17 protein-coding genes and 1 pseudogene are annotated in these 18506 nt (G+C 73.0%); 12 read left to right on the forward strand and 6 right to left on the reverse strand.

Translation table 11 applies throughout. The features are described 5' to 3' along the window. The first annotated feature begins 153 nt into the window (after positions 1-153). From Q2K16_RS30880 to Q2K16_RS30915, 8 genes and pseudogenes are all read left to right on the forward strand, one after another. Positions 154-417 (forward strand): DUF6343 family protein, encoded by a 264-nt coding sequence (locus Q2K16_RS30880; RefSeq protein WP_302742000.1) that lies wholly within the window; start codon positions 154-156, stop codon positions 415-417. Between the two features lie 12 nt (positions 418-429). Continuing rightward, positions 430-1842 (forward strand): NADP-dependent succinic semialdehyde dehydrogenase, encoded by a 1413-nt coding sequence (locus Q2K16_RS30885; RefSeq protein WP_302742002.1) that lies wholly within the window; start codon positions 430-432, stop codon positions 1840-1842. A gap of 66 nt (positions 1843-1908) precedes the next feature. Then, the gene (locus Q2K16_RS30890; protein ID WP_302742004.1) at positions 1909-2874 is read left to right on the forward strand and encodes a TIGR03885 family FMN-dependent LLM class oxidoreductase; all 966 of its coding nucleotides are present in this window, start codon (positions 1909-1911) and stop codon (positions 2872-2874) included. A gap of 37 nt (positions 2875-2911) precedes the next feature. Next, positions 2912-4489 (forward strand): Na+/H+ antiporter, encoded by a 1578-nt coding sequence (locus tag Q2K16_RS30895; protein WP_302742006.1) that lies wholly within the window; start codon positions 2912-2914, stop codon positions 4487-4489. Further along, positions 4489-4746, forward strand: a complete 258-nt coding sequence (locus tag Q2K16_RS30900; protein ID WP_302742008.1) for a UBP-type zinc finger domain-containing protein — start codon at positions 4489-4491, stop codon at positions 4744-4746. Before Q2K16_RS30895 ends, Q2K16_RS30900 begins: the two co-directional genes overlap by 1 nt. A gap of 96 nt (positions 4747-4842) precedes the next feature. Continuing rightward, positions 4843-5406 (forward strand): annotated as a pseudogene (locus tag Q2K16_RS30905) (snapalysin family zinc-dependent metalloprotease); the annotation flags it as partial. 193 nt (positions 5407-5599) lie between these two features. Continuing rightward, complete coding sequence (locus Q2K16_RS30910; protein WP_302742012.1) at positions 5600-6367, forward strand: Scr1 family TA system antitoxin-like transcriptional regulator; 768 nt, start codon at positions 5600-5602, stop codon at positions 6365-6367. Continuing rightward, a complete protein-coding gene (locus Q2K16_RS30915; RefSeq protein WP_302746675.1) occupies positions 6364-6558 on the forward strand; it encodes a DUF397 domain-containing protein in 195 nt (64 codons plus the stop codon). Before Q2K16_RS30910 ends, Q2K16_RS30915 begins: the two co-directional genes overlap by 4 nt. 45 nt (positions 6559-6603) lie before the next feature. On the opposite strand, the gene Q2K16_RS30920 is transcribed toward Q2K16_RS30915, so the two are convergent. Beyond that, entirely contained in the window at positions 6604-7014 is a 411-nt protein-coding gene (locus Q2K16_RS30920) for a hypothetical protein (RefSeq protein ID WP_302742014.1), read from the reverse strand. 134 nt (positions 7015-7148) lie between these two features. Beyond that, positions 7149-9758, reverse strand: coding sequence for a glycoside hydrolase family 9 protein (locus Q2K16_RS30925; protein WP_302746676.1), 2610 nt, complete (start codon positions 9756-9758; stop codon positions 7149-7151). Positions 9759-10022: 264 nt separating this feature from the next. Between Q2K16_RS30925 and Q2K16_RS30930 the strand changes: the two genes are divergently transcribed. Beyond that, positions 10023-10748: a PP2C family protein-serine/threonine phosphatase gene (locus tag Q2K16_RS30930; protein WP_302742015.1), complete on the forward strand. Its 726-nt coding sequence runs from the start codon at positions 10023-10025 to the stop codon at positions 10746-10748. Between the two features lie 22 nt (positions 10749-10770). Here Q2K16_RS30930 and hrpB read toward each other — a convergent pair whose 3' ends face one another. From hrpB to Q2K16_RS30945, 3 genes are read right to left on the reverse strand one after another with little or no spacing between them, the layout of a single operon-like run. Next, on the reverse strand, positions 10771-13281 hold the full coding sequence (hrpB, locus tag Q2K16_RS30935; protein ID WP_302742017.1) for an ATP-dependent helicase HrpB: 2511 nt from the start codon (positions 13279-13281) through the stop codon (positions 10771-10773). Positions 13282-13306: 25 nt separating this feature from the next. Continuing rightward, positions 13307-13507 (reverse strand): DUF397 domain-containing protein, encoded by a 201-nt coding sequence (locus Q2K16_RS30940; RefSeq protein ID WP_302742019.1) that lies wholly within the window; start codon positions 13505-13507, stop codon positions 13307-13309. 43 nt (positions 13508-13550) lie between these two features. Beyond that, positions 13551-14396, reverse strand: coding sequence for a helix-turn-helix domain-containing protein (locus Q2K16_RS30945; RefSeq protein WP_302742020.1), 846 nt, complete (start codon positions 14394-14396; stop codon positions 13551-13553). Between the two features lie 142 nt (positions 14397-14538). Between Q2K16_RS30945 and Q2K16_RS30950 the strand changes: the two genes are divergently transcribed. From Q2K16_RS30950 to Q2K16_RS30960, 3 genes are read left to right on the forward strand one after another with little or no spacing between them, the layout of a single operon-like run. After that, a complete protein-coding gene (locus tag Q2K16_RS30950) occupies positions 14539-15165 on the forward strand; it encodes a GOLPH3/VPS74 family protein (RefSeq protein WP_302746677.1) in 627 nt (208 codons plus the stop codon). 54 nt (positions 15166-15219) lie between these two features. Further along, a complete protein-coding gene (locus Q2K16_RS30955) occupies positions 15220-16740 on the forward strand; it encodes an APC family permease (protein ID WP_302742021.1) in 1521 nt (506 codons plus the stop codon). After that, a complete protein-coding gene (locus tag Q2K16_RS30960; protein ID WP_302742022.1) occupies positions 16737-17330 on the forward strand; it encodes a GNAT family N-acetyltransferase in 594 nt (197 codons plus the stop codon). Before Q2K16_RS30955 ends, Q2K16_RS30960 begins: the two co-directional genes overlap by 4 nt. Positions 17331-17473: 143 nt before the next feature. Here Q2K16_RS30960 and Q2K16_RS30965 read toward each other — a convergent pair whose 3' ends face one another. Next, entirely contained in the window at positions 17474-18295 is an 822-nt protein-coding gene (locus Q2K16_RS30965) for a SigB/SigF/SigG family RNA polymerase sigma factor (protein WP_088644086.1), read from the reverse strand. Positions 18296-18506: the final 211 nt, after the last annotated feature.

An 18506-nucleotide genomic window follows, 5' to 3' on the forward strand; every position in this document is an offset into this window, starting at 1 on the left:
CAGAAACATGAATCTGGTAGGACCGGGTCGGACCGGGCCGACCGGGCGGGGTCGGACCGCCCGCCATCGGGCCCGCTGGCCAGCGGCGACGCCCGCGGGTGATCCGGGCGTCCGGGTCGGTTAGTGGCGTCCGTGCGCGGGTAGGCCCAGACGATGACGAGATCGCAGCCCCGGCGTGCCCGTGGCACGGTCGGCCACGCGTACAGCGCGTTGAACCTGCGCCTGGCGCTGGCCCTGTTCGGCCTGCTCACCATGACCGTCCTCGCGGTCGTGGCGTTCTGGGCCGGGCTGGCCTGGCTGGGCGTGCTCTGCGCGCTGTTCGCCGTCGTGGCGGTGGTCGACCTGGTCGTCATCCAGCGCCGCCGTGCCGCCCGTCGCCGTGAGCAGCCGGGCGCGCGGCACTCACTCTTCGAGTGACAGGAGTACGAGATGCCCATCGCCACCACCAACCCCGCCACCGGTCAGGTGCTCAAGTCGTACGAGCCGATGTCGACCGAGCAGATCGACGCCGCCGTCGAACGGGCCGACCTGGCGTTCCGGGACCTGCACCGGACCACTGTCGCCCAGCGGGCGCAGTGGATGAACGCCGCCGCGGACCTGCTCGACGCCGAACGCGACGAGACCGCCCGGCTGATGACCACGGAGATGGGCAAGACCTACGCCGCGGCGAAGGCCGAGGTCACCAAGTGCGCCAGCGCCTGCCGGTTCTACGCCGCGAACGCGGAGCGGATGCTCGCCGACGAGCCCGCCGACGCCGCCGCGGTGAAGGCGAAGCGGGCCTTCGTCCGCTACCAGCCGATCGGGGCGGTGCTCGCGGTGATGCCGTGGAACTTTCCGCTCTGGCAGGTGATGCGGTTCGCCGCGCCGGCCCTGATGGCCGGGAACACCGGCCTGCTCAAGCACGCCTCCAACGTGCCGCAGACCGCGCTCTACCTGGAGGACGTGTTCCGCCGGGCCGGCTTCCCCGAGGGGGCGTTCACCACCCTGCTGGTCGGCTCGGACGCCGTCGACCGGGTGCTCAGCGACCCCCGGGTCCGGGCGGCGACGCTGACCGGCAGCGAGGGCGCGGGCCGCTCCATCGCCCAGATCGCCGGCCGGGAGCTGAAGAAGACGGTGCTGGAACTGGGCGGCAGCGACCCGTTCGTGGTGATGCCCTCGGCCGACCTGGACCGGGCCGCCGAGGTGGCCACCACCGCCCGCTGCCAGAACAACGGCCAGTCCTGCATCGCCGCCAAGCGGTTCATCGTGCACACCGACGTCTTCGACGCGTTCGCCGGAAAGTTCGCCGCGAACATGGCCGCGCTGCGGGTCGGTGACCCGATGGACGCCGACACCGACGTCGGCCCGCTGGCCAGCGAGAGCGGGCGGGCCGAGATCCACGCCCAGGTGCAGGACGCGGTGGCGCACGGCGCGACGGTGCTCTGCGGCGGCGAGATGCCGACCGGTGACGGCTGGTTCTACCCGCCGACGGTGGTCACCGACCTGAACCCGCAGATGCGGATGTGGACCGAGGAGGTCTTCGGGCCGGTCGCCGGGCTCTACCGGGTGTCGTCGTACGACGAGGCGGTCGCGGTGGCCAACGGCACGCCCTTCGGGTTGGGCGCGAACGCCTGGACCACCGACCCGGCCGAGCAGGAGCGGTTCGCCACCGACCTGGACGCCGGCAACGTGTTCGTCAACGGCATGACCACCTCGTACCCGGAACTGCCGTTCGGCGGGGTGAAGAACTCCGGCTACGGCCGGGAGTTGTCGGCGCTGGGGATGCGGGAGTTCTGCAACACCAAGACCGTCTGGGTGGGGGAGGGCGCGGCCACCGTGGGGGCCGGCGCGCACGCCGAGTGACCCTGCGCCGGGTGACCGGCGCGGACGAGCTTTAACCGGACACCGTCATGGGTACGGAGGGACGCCATGACGGTGTTCGGCTTCCACGCCTCCCACGAGCAGATCCATCCAAGCCGCCTGCTGGAGGCGGTGGTGCACGCCGAACGCGCCGGTTTCGACGCCGCGATGTCGTCGGACCACTTCTCGCCGTGGAGCACCCGGCAGGGCCAGTCCGGGTTCGCCTGGTCCTGGCTGGGGGCCGCACTCCAGGCCACCGGGTTGCCGTTCGGCGTGGTCAACGCCCCCGGCCAGCGTTACCACCCGGCGATCATCGCGCAGGCGATCGGCACCCTGGGCGCGATGTACCCGGGCCGGTTCTGGGCGGCGCTGGGCACCGGCGAGGCGAGCAACGAGCACATCACCGGCGACGGCTGGCCGCGCAAGGACGTGCGGACCGCCCGGCTGCGGGAGTGCGTGGAGGTGATCCGGGCGCTGCTGGGCGGGGAGGAGGTCAGCCACGACGGCCTGGTCCGGGTGGACCGGGCGAAGCTGTGGACCCGGCCTGAGGAACCGCCGGCGCTGATCGGGGCGGCGGTCAGCGTGGCCACCGCCCGCTGGTGCGCCGAGTGGGCGGACGGCCTGATCACGGTGAACGCCCCGACCGCGCACCTGCGCGAGATGATCGACGCCTACCGGGACGCGGGCGGGCGGGGGCCGCTGCACCTGCAGGTGCACGTGAGCTGGGCGCCGGAGCAGGCCGAGGCGGAGGCGGTCGCGTACGAGCAGTGGCGCAGCAACGTCTTCGCGCCGCCGGTCTGCTGGGACCTCGACACCGCCGAGCACTTCGACGTGGTCAGCGAGCGGGTGCCGATGGAGCAGGTCGCCGAGGTGGTGAACGTGTCGGCCGACCTGGGCCGGCACGTCGGCTGGCTGGAGGAGTACCTGTCGCTGGGCTTCGACCAGATCGCCCTGCACCACGTCGGGCAGGAACAGCGCGCCTTCATCGACACGTTCGGTGCGGAGGTGCTGCCGAAGCTGCGCGCCGTCGGGTGATCACCCCGAGCCGTCCGTACGCCTAGGCTGCTACCCCATGGAAGCTCTGTTCGAGGTCGTGGTCTTCCTGGCGATCGCGACCTTCGGTGCCGCCCTGGCCCGCAAGCTGGGTCTGCTCGCGCCGATCCTGTTGGTGGTGCTCGGCCTCGGGCTGTCCTTCCTGCCGGGGTTCCCGCACGTGCGGCTCGATCCCGACCTGGTGTTGGTGGGCATCCTGCCGCCGCTGCTGTACGTGGCGGCGCTGGGCACCTCGGTGCCGGCGTTCCGGCTCAACCTGCGGCCGATCCTGCTGCTCGCGGTGGGGCTGGTGATCTTCACCGCGTTCGTGGTGGGCACGGTGGTGCACCTGCTCCTGCCCGAACTGCCGTACGCGATCTGTGTGGCGCTGGGCGCGGTGGTGGCCCCGCCGGACGCGATCGCGGCCACCGCGGTGGCCCGGCGGGTGGGCCTGCCCCGGCGGGTGGTGACCATCCTGGAGGGGGAGAGCCTGGTCAACGACGCCACCGCGCTGGTGCTGCTGCGGGTGGCGATCGTCGCGGCCACCGCCAGCGCCGGCTCGGTGAGCTTCGGGTACGTCGTGCAGGAGGTGGTGGTCGCCACCGGTGGCGGGGTGCTGGTCGGGTTGCTCGGCGTGGTGGTCTTCGGCTACCTGCACAAGCGGACCACCGACCCGCTGCTGGACAACGCGCTGTCGTTGATCGTGCCGTTCGCGGTGGTCTTCGCCGCCGAGGAGATCCATGCCTCCGGGGTGGTGGCGGTGGTGGTCACCGGGTTGGGCATCGGCCACAAGATGCCGCTGCTGCTCTCGGCGGCCTCCCGGTTGCAGACCGGCGCGTTCTGGCGGCTGGTCCAGTTCCTGCTGGAGGGGCTGGTCTTCCTGCTGGTCGGCCTGCAACTGCCCGAGGTGCTGCGGGATCTCGACGAACCGGCCGGCCGGCTGGTGGGGATTACCGCGGCGGTGCTGGCGGCGGTCTTCCTGGCTCGCTTCGTCTGGGTCTTCCCGGCCACCTACCTGGCCCGGCTGGTGCCCCGGGGTCGGCAGCGGGACCCGGGCCCGCCGGTGCAGTTCCCGATCGTCATCGGCTGGGCCGGGATGCGCGGGGTGGTGACGCTGGCCGCCGCGCTGGGTCTGCCGCTGACCCTGTCAGGGGGCCAGCCCTACCAGCGGGCGTTGTTCATCTGGCTGGCCTTCGCGGTGATCGTGGCGACGCTGGTCGGGCAGGGGGCGACCCTGCCGTGGGTGGCCCGCCGGTTGAGGCTGCCCCCCGACGACCCGGTGGCCGACGCGCTCTCCGCCGCGACGGTGCAGCAGCAGGCCGGCCGGGCGGCCCGGGAGAAGCTCGACGAGTTGGCCGGGGGCGCGCCGCCGGCCGTGGTGGAGCGGTTGCGCGGGCTGGTGCAGAGCCGCACGAACCTGGCGTGGGAGCGGCTCGGCGGCAGCGACCGGGAGACGCCGTCGCAGGCGTACGGTCGGCTGCGGCAGGAGATGATCGACGCCGAGCGGGAGGTCTTCCGGGCCGCCCGGGACGAGGGACGGATTCCCGAGGAGGTGCTGGTGCGGGCGTACCGCGACCTGGACCTGGAGGAGTCGTTGTTGCGACGGGAGAGTGACTGATGAGCTGTGCGCACCTGACCGGGGCGGGAACCGCCGAGCCGACCGTCACCGACGCCTGCCCGGAGTGTGTGGCCGTCGGCAACGACGACTGGGTGCACCTGCGGTCGTGTGTGGAGTGTGGGCAGGTGGGGTGCTGCGACTCGTCGCCGTACCAGCACGCGACGAAGCACTTCGAGTCGAGTGGGCACCCGGTGATGCGGTCCATCCAGCCGGGGGAGTCCTGGCGCTGGTGCTTCGTCGACGAGGAGATCGGCTGAGCCGTCGGGTGGCGGCGGTATGACGTAACCGCTATTCGACCGGGTTCCGGCCGACCGCATAACATCGGTGAACTTCTATCGATGGGAGGTCGGACGATGCGCCGACGACAGTTCTCGCGTACCGCCGGGACCCTGCTGGCGCTGGTGCTCACGGCGACCGGCGTGGTCGCCGGGGGCGGCGGCTCGGCGTCCGCCGCCGCGCGGACGGTCTACTACGACGCGAGCCGGGCCGGGGAGTTCCGCACCAACTTCGACCAGGCCGCGACGATCTGGAACAGTTCGGTGACCAACGTCCGGCTGGTCGCCCGCACCCCCGGCAACATCACCATCTACGTCGACACCGGCTGGCCCCGGGCGCAGACCACCAGCCTCGGCAACGGCCGGGTCTGGATGGGCACCCAGGCCGTCGACCAGGGCTACGACCGGACCCGGATCGCCACCCACGAGATCGGCCACATCCTCGGCCTGCCGGACAACCGGACCGGCCTGTGCACCGACCTGATGTCGGGCAGCAGTGCCCCGGTGTCGTGCCGCAACGCCAGTCCGAGCGCCGCCGAGGCGTCCCGGGTCAACGCGCTGTTCGCCGGCTCGCTCACCGCCCCGGCCGGGGCCAGCTACGTCTGGCGTGGCGACGGCGTCGCCACGCCGGTCGCCGCCGGTTCCTGAGCCCGGTCGATCCACGATGGAGGGGCCGTTCCCGCCCCTCCACGGGAACGGCCCCGGTGGGCGTCGCGGGCGGGGGTCCGGCCCGCCAGCGACGCCGTCCTGATCTCACCGTGCCAAAGGGTTGCGGTACGATCACACCGCGTAGCAAGATGACTCCGGATATCCAGGATGTCCGGGGAGGGCCAGGATGAATCTCGCAGTCAAAGAGGCGATGGCCGAGGTGGGTGAGACAGCCGAGAGCCTCGCCGCCCGCATCGGGGTCGACCCGAAGACCGCCGCGCGCTGGGCCAGTCAGGGGCGAATTCCACAAACCCGGCATCGTGCCGAGGTCGCCGCGCTGCTCAAGCGGGACGTCCTGGACCTCTGGCCCGACCTGCACAAGCGACACGAGCCGGTGTGGTTCCGGCCGTGGGCCGACATCGAACGCGAGGCCGTCGTGCTGCGCGGTTTCGAGCTGGCCTGGGTGCCCGGCCTGCTCCAGACCGAGGCGTACGCGCGGGCGACCCTGGCCGGGGAGACCCTGACCGAGGAGGAGGTCGACCAGCTCATCACGGCCCGCCTCACCCGCCAGGCGATCCTGCACCGCGACCGCCCGCCGCTGCTGGTCGCCGTCATCGACGAGTCGGTGCTGCACCGCCCGCTGCGGGGCCGGCCCGAGCTGATGCGTGAGCAGTGCGCCCATCTCGCCGCCTGTGCCGAGCTGCCGACCGTGCAGGTGCACGTGGTCCCGGCCGAGACGGGCATGTACGCCGGCCTCGGCGGACCCTTTGTCGTCGCCGAGCTGGACGACGGCACGCGAGTGGCGCACGTCGATGGGCAGGTACGCGCGCAGATCATCGACCAGCGCACGGATATCGCTGTCCTGGAGCGCCGGTGGGCGCGCATAGTGGGAGAGGCCCTACCCCGGGCGCGATCCCTGGAACTCGTCAGGAAAGCGGCGGCATCATGGAGCTGAGCGGCGCTCGGTGGCACAAGAGCACCAGGAGCGGCAACAACGGTGGCAACTGCGTCGAGGTGGCGGACAACCTGCCCGGCGTCGTCCTCGTCCGCGACACGAAGGACCGTACCGGCGGCACCCTGGCCTTCACCCCGGGCGCCTGGCGTGGCTTCCTGCGCCTGGCCCGGGCGACGCGACAGATCGGCTGACCGTCCCGCCCCGCCGCCGCGCCGGGACGGCCGACCGGGTGCGGGTCAGGGCGCGGGGTGGTGGTGCAGCGCGGCGATGAACCAGTCAAGCACCGGAGTCAGGGTCGGCGGCGCGGTCCAGCCGTTGACCGTCGCGAGGAGCTGGAAGTACCGCTCGGTCCGCGGGTCGTTGGCGACCTCCAGGCGGGCCAGCAGCGCGCTGCGGTAGCCGGCGTCGTCGACCCGGTCGAAGACCTCGCCGTACGCGCAGACCAGCGCGGCCACCACGTGGCCGGCGCGGGGCGACTCGGGGGCGATGCCGGCGGCGCGGGCCAGTTCGACGGTGTCGCGGACCCGGTGGGTGAGGTCACGGACCATCGCCACCACCTCGGGGTGGGCGTCGCCGACGGTCTCGTCGACGAACTCGTGGACGATGCGCCGACGCTCGGCGTCGGAGATCGTGGTCGGCTCGGGCATCGGACTCGTCTCCACTGCTGGGCCGGGCGGGCGTGCCGGGCGGTCGGGCGGGGGCGCCGGGCGGTCGGGGGACGACCGCCCGGCGCGCTCGGACCCCGGGTGACAGCCCGGGGTCCGAGGGTAGGAGTCGCCGGTCAGGACACCGTGCAGGCGACGCCGTTGACGGTGATCAGGTCCGGTGCCGGATTGGCCAACGTGCCGGTCTTGGCGAGCAGACCGAAGGTGACGCTGCCACCCGGCGCGATCTTCGCGTTGTACGACTCGTTCTTCGCCGTCACGGTGGCCCCGGACTGGGTCACCTTGGCCGTCCACGCCTGGGTGACCTTCTGGTCGCCGGTGTAGGCGTAGCGCAGGGTCCAGCCGTTGATCGCGGTGTCACCGGTGTTGCGCAGGACGACCTGGGTGTTGGAGCCGTCCGGCCAGGTGCCGTGCACCTGGTAGCTGACCGCGCAGGTGCGCGGGGCCACCGCCGTGGCCTCCCCCTGGTCGGCGAGGAACGACGCGAGCCAGGCCAGCGCCGAGTTCCAGTTGATCGCCACCTCGTTGGTCGAGTACGAGTTGATGTCGTCGACGTAGCAGAACATCGGCGCGCAGTCCTTGAGCAGCTGGGCGACGAACGGGTCCTGCAGGGCGGCGTTCGGGCCACCGGCGAGCGAGCCGGCCGGCGGGTTCGGCATGGCCGGGTCGAGCTGGTTGCCGAAGATCCGGCTGTGCTGGTTGCGCGCGTTCTGCTCGCCCCAGCCGGTCACGTACGACATGTTCAGCGCGTTGCGGCCGAGCAGGTAGTCGGTCGCCTGCACGGCGCCGTCCCGGTACTTCGCGTCCCGGGTCAGGTCGAACGCGGTGGCCAGCACGACCATGTTGTTGATGATGTTGCTGTTGCTGCCCCAGACGTAGCTGGCCGCCTCGCCCGGCACCGGCAGGCCGTACGCCTGGGCGTGCAGGGTGGCCAGGTAGTTGTCGGCGGCAGCGGTCACCGAGGCGCGGACCCGGGCCCGGTCGGCGGCCGGCAGGCCGTTCGGTACGGTGGCCAGGTCGAGCCGGCCGACCGCACCCACGCTCTGCCAGCTGAACGCGCCGCCCGTGGCGAACACGTCGCCGGTGTGGTGGGGCGAGGCGGTCAGGTCGTCCAGGTACGCCTTCTTGCCGGTGGTCAGGTACAGCTCGACCGCGGCCCAGTAGAACTCGTCGGTGACGTTGGTGTCGTCGTACGCGCCGCCGCCGATGCCGTCGTTCGGGTCGGCGTAGACCGCCGGGTGCGCCTTGGCGGCGGCGTACGCGGTCGTCGCGGCGGTGCCGCAGCGGGCCGCGAACGCCGCGTCGTACGGGGCGAACAGGCGCTGGCACTGCGCGGCGACGGCGGCCAGGTTGAGGGTGGCGGCGGTCGACGGCGGGTGCAGCTCACGCGGCTGGGCGTCGTCCTGTGGGGCGAGCGGCAGGCCGGTCCACGCCTTGTCGTGGATCTTGTGGTGGACCATCCCGGCCAGCGGCTTGCCGGCCGGCACCTGCATCCGGAGCAGGAACTCGATCTCCCAGCGGGCCTCGTCGAGGATGTCCGGCACCGCGTTGCCCCGCTCGGGCACCCGCAGCGTCGAGTCGCCGAGCGCCGCGCCACCGGCGGCGGTCTCCGCCGTCTTGGTCCGCTCGAAGGCGCTCAGCAGCTGGTAGGCGGCGATACCGCCGTTGACCACGTACTTGCCGTGGTCGCCCGCGTCGTACCAGCCACCGCGCACGTCCAGCGAGTAGTCGCAGACGCCGGGCTGGCAGGGCACCTGGGTGTCGCCCTGGTTGGGGGCCACCCCGAGGTGGCCGGCCGGGCGGGCGTACTCCTCGCCGATCAGGTCACCGTCGATCTCGATGCCGCTGCGCTGGGCGTAGAAGAACTGCATCGCGTCGGCCCGCAGCCGGTCGTAGAGGTCGCCGGAGATGTCGAACGGGTGGCTGGTCTCGCCGTCGGCGACCAGCGTGTAGCCGGTGCCGGGGGTGCGGAAGGACGAGAAGTCGACGGTCTGCACGTTCTGCCCGGAGGCGGCGTCGACCCCGCGCGGGGTGCTCCGGCCACTGGCCACGACCGTGCCGGCGGCCGACTTGAGCTGCCAGGGCAGCGCCCCGGTCGACTCGGTCACCACGGTGGCGTTCTTCGGGCCGCCGGGCAGGTAGCCGACCTGGTTGACCCGCACCCGGGGGCCGGTGTCCGGCACGTACGGCGGGGCGGCCTCGCCACCGCGCAGCGAGACGTTGTCCAGGCAGATCCGCTGCTCGGCGGCGGCCCCGCCGACCTGGAAGATGAGCTGGGCGTTCGGGTTGTCGTCCGGGACGGTGAACGTCTGCTCGACCCGCTTGCTCGTCGGGGCGGCCACCGCCGGCACGCTCGCGTACGACGTGTAGGGGGCGCTGCCGAGCTGGAGCACGGCGTTGATGCTCAGCCCGGGGGTGGCCGAGATGTCGAAGCTGAGCTTGTACTCCGCGCCGGCGTTGAGCCGGACCCCGTCGTGGCCGATGCCGGCGTCCCACGGGTTTGCCAGCCCGGCGGGGACGGTGACGCAGAGCCGGCCGTCGACGACGTCGAGGGGACCGGTGCCGTAGGAGAACCAGGGCGAGACGCCCTCGCTGAAGTCGCCGTTGCTGATCTGCTCGGGCGCGTCCGGCGGGACCTCGGCGTGGGCCACGCCGGTGCCGGCGCCGGTGAGGATCAGGGTCGTCGCTGCCAGTACCGCGAGATGCCGCCGACGTCGTCGGGTCAGGATCACGGGATTCCTTTCCGGGCGGAAGGGGTAGTGGTGGGTGTGCTGTCGATGCCTGTCACTGGGAGCGCTCCCAGCTATCAGCCAGATGTTTCCAGCGCGTCTCGTCCCTGTCAATCGATTCGACTGGATGACCTTCGGGCTGGTCGGGGCGTACCGGAGCGGCCCCGACCGACGCCGGCGGCAGTGAGATTCGCCGCGCCACGCGCAGTCGTCCTGATCTCCTAGAGACAACAACGCCCTCCGCCTGGCAGGCTGCCACCCATGACCCTGAAGCTTCGTTCCGTCGGGACGAGCGACCGTGGGCTGATCCGCAGCGGAAACCAGGACGCCCTGCACTCCGGTGCCTGGCTCGTCGCCGTCGCCGACGGCATGGGCGGGATGGCGGCAGGCGACCTGGCCAGCCGGATCGCCATCGACGCGGTCGCCCCACTGGACGTGGAGACCCCCGAGGACGCCCTGGTAGCGGCGTTGCAGACCGGCATCGAGCTGGCCACCGCGCGGATCCACCAGGCCGTCCGGGAGGACCCGGAGCGGCAGGGCATGGGCACCACACTGACCGCCCTGCTCTTCTCCCGCACCGGCAGCTGCCTGGCGCTGGCCCACGTCGGCGACTCCCGGGCCTACCTGTTCCGCGAGGGCACCCTCAAACAGGTCACCCGGGACGACACCTTCGTCCAGATGCTCGTCGACCAGGGGGTGATCAGCCCCGAGGAGGCGTCCAGCCACCCCCGGCGGGCCGTGGTCACCCAGGCGTTGCAGGGCGAGCAGGTCTCCCCGTCGTACGCCACGATGGTGCCCCGGGCCGGCGACCGCTGGCTGCTGTGCAGCGACGGCCTCTCCAACGTCGTCCGCCCGGACACCCTCACCGAGGTGCTGCGGGAAACCCCGGACCGGGAGGACTGCGCCCGCCGCCTGATCGACCTCGCCCTGCGGGCCGGCGGCCCGGACAACGTCACCGTGCTCATCGCCGACGTCGTCGACGAGTGACGGCGACCGGCGGTGTACCGGCTCAGCGGCGGCGGTGCGTGGTGTGCCGGGTCGGCGCGGCCGTGACCGGGTCCTCCGGCCAGGGGTGGCGCGGGTAACGCCCGCGCAGCTCCCCGCGTACCTGCGGGTAGCCGGTACGCCAGAACGACGCCAGGTCGGCGGTGACCGCGACCGGCCGGCCGGCGGGGGAGAGCAGGTGCAGCAGCACCGGCACCCGGCCGTCGGCCAGCCGGGGTGCCTGCTGCCAGCCGAACGTCTCCTGGAGCTTGACCGCCAGCACCGGCGCGGCCGGATCGGCGTAGTCGACCCGGACCCGGGAGCCGCTGGGCACCTCGATGCGTTCCGGGACCAGCTCGTCCAGCCGGCCCGCCTGCGGCCAGGGCAGCAGCCGGCGCAGCGCCCCGGCCACGTCGATCCGGGCCAGGTCGGCCCGGCGGCGGGCGGCGGCCAGCTCCGGCCCGAGCCACCGGTCGGCGGCGGCGAGCAACGCGTCGTCGGAGACCTCCGGCCACGGCCCGCCCAGCGCCTGCCTGCAGAACGCCAGCCGCTGGCGCAGCGACCGGGCCGCCGGGGTCCAGGTCAACAGGTCCAGGCCCGCCTGGCGGAGCCCGTCGGCCAGGGCGGCGGCCAGCAGCTCCGACGCCGGCCGGGCCAGCGGGCGGCTGACCAGCTCGATCGCGCCGAGCCGGGTCACCTGGCGGGCCAGCACGTCACCGTCGACCCAACCGACCTCGCGGGCTTCGGTCAGCAACGCGCCGCCGACCTCCAGGGCGGTCGCCTCGTCGAGCGGGGCGGCCAGCCGGACCCGGGCGGTCGGCGCGCCCGGCGAGCGGTCGGCCACCGCCACCGCCAGCCAGCCCGTCCCGGCCAGCGCCGACCCGGCTGCCAGCTCCGCACCCGTCCCACCCGCCATCAGGTACGACGTCCCACCGGCCCGGCGCAGCCGGGCCAGCCGCTCCGGATGTGCCAGCCCCACCAGCAGCCCGGCCGCCAGATCGTCGGGCAGCCACCCGCCACCGCCCCGCTCGGTGGTGGGCAGCGCGGCACGCAGCCGCCGGACCTCGGCGCGCCAGCGGGCGGTGGCACCGGGGTCGGTGTCGTCGCGTAGCCGCCGCCACGCCGTGGTGAGATCGTCGTGCCGCCCGGCCAGGCCGTCCTCGGCGAGCAGCGCGACCAGCTCGGCGGCCCGGTCCCGGCCGATCCGGGCGGCACCGTCGAGCAGGGCCCGGCCCAGCCGGGGGTGGGTGCCGGTGGCGGCGATGGCCCGTCCCCGGGCGGTCACCCGGCCGTCGGCGTCGACCGCGCCGAGGGCGGTCAGCGTCTCCCGGGCCACGGTCAGCGCGGCGGGTGGCGGAGGGTCGGGCAACGCCAGGCCGCCGCCGTCCGGGCTGCCCCAGGCGGCCAGGTCCAGCGCGAAACCGGTCAGGTCGGCGGTGGCGATCTCCGGCTCGGGTTGCGCGGCGAGCCGGCCGTGGGTCCCCTCCGACCAGCAGCGGTAGACCACCCCCGGGGCCTGCCGGCCGGCGCGGCCGGCCCGCTGCGTCGCGGCGGCCCGGGACACCGGCACGGTGACCAGCGCGCCCAGCCCCCGGGCCAGGTCGGTGCGGGCCACCCGGGCCAGGCCGGCGTCGACCACCACCCGGACCCCGGGCACGGTCAGGCTGCTCTCCGCAACCGAGGTGGCGAGCACCACCCGACGCCGGTCGGCGGGGCGCAGCGCGGCGTCCTGCGCGGCGGCGGGCAGCCGCCCGTGCAGCGGTAGGACGGCCACCCGGTCGGTCAGGTCGGCCAGCCGGCGGGTCACCGCCCCGATCTCGCCCACCCCGGGCAGGAAGACCAGCACGTCGCCGTCCTGCTCGTGCAGGGCCCGCCGGACGGTCGCGGCGACGTGGTCGAGCAGCAGCGGATCGACCCGTCCCGCGCCCGGCGGCGCGACCGGGCGCGGTGGTGGCGTGAAGACCCGGGTGACCGGGTGCAGGGCGGCCTCGGCGCGGACCACCGGGGCCGGCGGGTCGCTGCCGAGCAGGGCGGCGAACCGCTCCGCCTCCGGGGTCGCCGACATCGCCACCAGCCACAGCTCGGGCCGCAGCGCCGCCCGGGCCTCCACCGTGAAGGCCAGCGCGAGATCGGCGTCGAGCTGCCGCTCGTGCACCTCGTCGAGCAGCACCGCGTCGACCCCGGGCAGGTCCGGGTCGCGCAGCAGCCGGCGGACCAACAGGCCGGTGGTGACCACCTCGACCCGGGTGTCCGGGCCGACCCGGCGGTCGCCGCGGACGGCGTAGCCGACCCGGTGGCCGACCCGCTCACCGAGCAGGTCGGCCATCCGCCGGGCCGCCGCCCGGGCGGCCACCCGACGGGGCTGGGCGACCAGCACCCGCCCGGCCACCCCGTCGGCCACGGCGAGCGGGGCCAGGGTGGTCTTGCCGGTGCCGGGCGGGGCGACCAGGACCGCGCCGCCGGCGTCGGTCAGCGCTCGCAGCAGGGGTGCCAGCGCCGGTCGCACCGGCAGGTCGAGGGGTACGTCACGGAGCACGGCTGCCACTGTGGCACGCCGGGCGTCAGACCCGGCGTACCGCCTCCATGCCGGTGACGAAGGCTGTCCAGGCGTCGGCGGAGAAGACCAGCGCGGGGCCGCACCGGTCCTTGCTGTCGCGCACCGCGATCCGGTCGTCGGTGGCGGCGATCTCCACGCAGTTGCCGTTGCCGCTGCTGCGGCTGCTGGTCCGCCAGTCCATCATGGACAGAGGCAGCGCCTGCATCCCGTACCTTCCGTTCCCCCCAGGGCGTGCCGCGGCGATGCGATCACGCAAAGTGACGAGAAGCCTCCTCCAGGCGGGCCAGGGACCGCTCCGGATCGAGTGCCATCCGGCACAGCTCCTCGTGCACAAGGGTATACCCGCGCACGTGTCCCGCTTCCTCCAGCGCCAGGCCCACCGTGAGATTGTCCAGGTAAACCACGGAATTGTCGGCCGCGTCGGCAAACGTGAGGATCACGTACGGGGTGCTCATCGCGGGATGGCCCCCGGCCGAGAACGGAAGTACGTAGCATGTAACGTTCGGTGACCGAGCGACCCGGGCCATGTGGGTCAACTGCTCCGCCATGACGGCTGGCCCGCCCACCGGGCGCAGCAGCACCGCCTCGTTGAGGACCACCGACAGCTCGACCCGGGGGGCGTCCCGGTGCAGCACCTCCTGGCGGCGCAGCCGGGCGGCCACCTTGCGCTCCAGCCCCTCCTCGCCGGCCGTACGACGGAACATCTCCCGGGCGTACGCCTCGGTCTGCAGCAGCCCGGGGACGGACTCCGCCTCGTAGGTGCGCAGGCTCTCCGCCTCCGCCTCCAGGCCGACGTAGAACTCGAACCACTCGGGCAGCACGTCGCTGTAGTTCTGCCACCAGCCGCGCTGCTGGGCGCCCCGGGCGATCTCGATGAGCGCCTCGGCATCGACACCTGTCACCTCGTAGAGGGCCAGCGCGGCGCGTACGTCGCGGGGTTTGATGCCGATCTGGGCATTCTCGATCCGGGACAGGTTGCTCTTGGACATGTCGAGCTGGCGGGCGGCGACGTCCAGTGTCATACCCGCGCGTTCCCGCAGTTGGCGGAGTTCACGGGCGATGCGGCGGCGGCGAACAGTGGGGCTGACGGTCACCCTCCGAGTCTGTCACGACAAGATCCGCAGGTCGCACGAGCACGGAGTGCAACTATCGAATCTGGGAGTTGCAAAGCTGGAGCTCTGCGGGCATCCTGTCACCCGGCGTGGATCACCTGTGGACAATGCGTGGGAGGCTCGTTTGCTGGTCGCCGACGAGTTCTTTCTGATCGCCCACAACGACAGTCGCGGCAAGGCCAAACTGCACCCGAGCGCCACCGGGCTCGGTCTCGCCGCCGGGTTGCTGGCCGAGCTGATCCTGTTCGGGCAGATCACCGTCTCCGGTGGACTGGTCACCGTGATCGACCGGCGTCCCCCGGCCGACGCGCTGGCCCACACCGTGCTCGACCAGCTGATCGGTGAGTCGCAGCACCAGGCGGTGCGCACCTGGCTCGCCTTCCTGGCCCAGTCGTCCACCACGTCGGTGGGGGAGCGGCTGGCCCGGGCCGGGGTGCTGCGCCGGCAGGAGAACCGCAGGTTGCTGCGGACCACCGTCAGCTACCTGCCGATCGACCTCAACGCCGCCGCCTGGCCGGCGACCCGGCTGCGGGCCCTGGTCGAACGGCCCGAACAGCCGCTGGTGTCGGACACGACGCTGCTCGGACTGGTGGCCGCCGCCGGGCTGACCCGCGAGGTGCTGTGGAGCGCCGGCCCCCGCGCCCACCACCGGCTGTCCACCCTCGTCGGTTCGCTGCCGACGCCCCTGAAGGAACTCGTCGTGCACACCGAGGCCGCCGTCGGTGCGGCGGTGCTGCGCGGCATCCCCTGATCTCGCCGCGCCACCCCCCTTCCCCCCTCCTCTCCCCTCTTCCGGAGCAGCCCCATGCCCCCGAATCCGACAGTCGACCGCCCCAGCAACGTCAGCGACGCCCTGGCCCGTGGCCGCCTCGGCGTGCCGTCGGTCATCTTCTTCGTCCTCTCCGCCGCCGCGCCGCTGACCGTGGTGGCCGGCGTGGTCACCACCGGCTACGCGGTCACCGGCATCACCGGCATGCCGCTGGCCTTCCTCGCCGTGGGCGCCGTCCTGGCGCTCTTCTCCGTCGGCTACGTGGCGATGGCCCGCCGGGTCGAGAACGCCGGCGCGTTCTACGCCTACGTCTCCCGTGGCATCGGCCGCCCGGCCGGCGTCGGCGCGGCCTGGGTCGCGCTCATCGCGTACAACGCGCTCCAGGTCGGTCTCTACGGCGCGATCGGCGCCGCCGCCGCCCCGGTGCTCGGCACCCTGTTCGGCATCGAACCGCACTGGGCCGTGGTGGCCCTGGTCGCCTGGGCCCTGGTCGCCTTCCTCGGCCTGCTGCGGGTGGACGTCAACGGCCTGGTCCTGGCGGTGCTGCTGATCGCCGAGATCGTGGTGATCGTCGTGTTCGACCTGGGGCAGCTCAGCCACCCGGCGGGCGGCTCGACCAGCTTCGCCGCCCTCGCCCCGGCCAACCTCCTGGTGCCGGGGGCGGGCGCGCTGCTGGTGCTCGCCATGACCGGGTTCGTCGGGTTCGAGTCCTCGGTGGTGTTCAGCGAGGAGAGCAAGGACCCGCGGCGGACGGTCCCGCTGGCCACGTACCTCTCGGTGGCGATCATCGCCGGGCTCTACGCGCTGTCCTCCTGGTCGATGACCGTGGCCGTCGGGCCGGACAACATCTCCGCCGCCGCCGGTGAGCAGAGCATCGAACTGATCTTCAACCTGGCCGCCGCCCACCTCGGCGACACGGCGGTCACCATCGGCCAGGCGCTGTTCATGACCTCGGTGCTGGCTGCGATGATCTCGTTCCACAACACCACCGCCCGGTACGCGTTCGCGCTGGGCCGGGAACGGGTGTTGCCGGCCGCCTTCGGGCAGACCTCGCCGCGTACCGGCGCCCCCCGCGTCGCCTCGCTGGCGCAGAGCCTGCTCGGCCTGCTGGTGATCGTGCTGTACGCGGTCAACGGCTGGGACCCGGTGGTGCAGCTGTTCTACTACGCCGGCACCGGCGGCGGCTTCGGCGTGCTGCTGCTGATCGCCACCACCAGCGTCGCCGTGATCGTCTACTTCGCCCGCTCCGACACCTCGGAGTCGCTGTGGAAGCGGGCGATCGCCCCGGCCCTGGCCACCGTCGCGCTTGCCGCCGTCGTGGCGGTGGCGGTGGCGAACTTCGCCACCCTGCTCGGTGTCGCGCCGGATTCGCCGCTGCGTTGGATCATTCCGGGGATCTACCCGGTGGCCGCGCTGATCGGCCTGCTGTGGGGCCTGGTGCTGCGCTCCAACCGCCCCGACGTCTACGCCCGGATCGGGCGGGGCGCGGAGAGCGCGGCCACCTCGCTGTTCGCCCTGCCGGTGGAGCAGCAGGTGCCGGTGGAGTCCCGGCGGTGACCGCGCCGACCATCGGACGGCTCGCCGCCGCCGACACCCGCTGGGTCGCCGAGCGGATCGCCGAGGCGTTCCTGGTGCTCCCGGCGACCCGGTGGCTGGTGCCGGACGAGGCCAAGCGGGAGGCCGTCTTCGCCGACAACTTCGAGATCCTGGTCGACCACGCGATGCGGCACGGGCTGGTCTTCGGCACGGCCGACCGCGACGCGGTGGCGGTCTGGTTCCCGCAGGTCGGTGACGGCTCGCCGGCCCCGGTGGACTACGACGACCGGCTGGCCGCCGCCTGCGGGGAGTGGACGCCCCGGTTCCAGCACCTCGACGAGTTGTTCGCCGCCAACCATCCGCACCCCGACCACCACCACCTGGCGCTGCTCGCCGTCCGGCCGGGGCGGCAGGGGCAGGGGTTGGGCACCGCGTTGCTGCGGCACCACCACGCCTGGCTGGACGCCCACGGGGTGCCCGGTTACCTGGAGGCGAGCAGCGAGGCCGGGCGGGACCTCTACGCCCGGCACGGCTACCGGCTGCGGGAGGTCTTCCGCCTGCCCGACGGTACGCCGTTCTATCCGATGTGGCGGGAGCCGGCGGTCGGTTGACCCGGACGAGGACCGGCCCCGGCACGTACGCGTGCCGGGGCCGGTCCGTCAGTGGAACAGGGAAGGCCCGGTCGGCGAACCGCCGACCGGGCCCCGTGGTCGTGGCGGTCACCGACCCGCCGGGTCGGTGACCGCCTCCACCCCTAGTAGGTGCCGTCGAGCTGACCGCGCAGCTTGGTCAGGGCCCGGGCGAGCAGCCGGGACACGTGCATCTGCGAGACGCCGATCTGGTCGGCGATCTGCGACTGGGTCAGGTTGCCGTAGAAGCGCAGGGTGAGGATCTTCTGCTCGCGCTCGTCGAGGGTGGCCAGCGCCGGGCCGAGGGCGACCCGCAGCTCGGCCAGCTCGAACTCGTTGTCCTCGCCGCCGAGCATGTCGCCCAGCTCGGTGGCGCGGTCGCCGTCGCCGGTCGGGGTGGACAGCGACACCGCGTTGTAGGCGCGGGCACCCTCCAGACCCTCCAGGACCTCTTCCTCGGTGAGCTTGAGGTGGGCGGCGATGTCGGCGACCGTCGGCGAGCGGCCGAGGGTCTGCAACAGCGAGCTGTTGGCGTCGGAGATGGCCAGCCGCAGTTCCTGGAGCCGCCTGGGGACCCGGATGTCCCAGGTGCGGTCGCGGAAGTGCCGCTTCAGCTCGCCGATGATGGTCGGGATGGCGTAGCCGGCGAAGTCGACGCCGCGCGACGGGTCGAACTTGTCGATCGCCTTGATCAGGCCGACGGCGGCGGTCTGGGCCAGGTCGTCGGTGGGCTCGCCCCGGCCGCTGTAGCGGTGGGCCAGGTGGTTGGCCAGCGGGAGCCAGGCCTCGATCGCCCGGTCGCGCAGCGCGGCCCGGGACGGGTGGCCGGCAGGCAGCGCGGCCATCGCGTTCAGCAGGTCGGCGGCGCTGTCGGTGAGCGCGCGCGGGTCCAGCTTCTCGGTGGTGGACGGTGTCGCCGCCGGCTTGCTCATGGTGGGCGCGGTCATTGGTGGTCCTCCCTGCACCTCGTCCGCGATCAAAAAGACGTGACGCTTCGGTTTAGCTTCAGATGGGCCGTTCGGAAGCCACCATAGCCTGATCGGCGAGCGGAAATCTAGCCGAAAGGCTGATGTACTTAAGTGATTTTCCATCACATAGACGCACTATCGGACATGGTTCGCGTCGATTGTGATCACGGGCACCGGTCGACACGGCGGG

Origin of the sequence: Micromonospora cynarisoli, from assembly GCF_030518815.1 — a bacterium.
In the GTDB taxonomy this organism is placed as follows: domain Bacteria; phylum Actinomycetota; class Actinomycetes; order Mycobacteriales; family Micromonosporaceae; genus Micromonospora; species Micromonospora wenchangensis.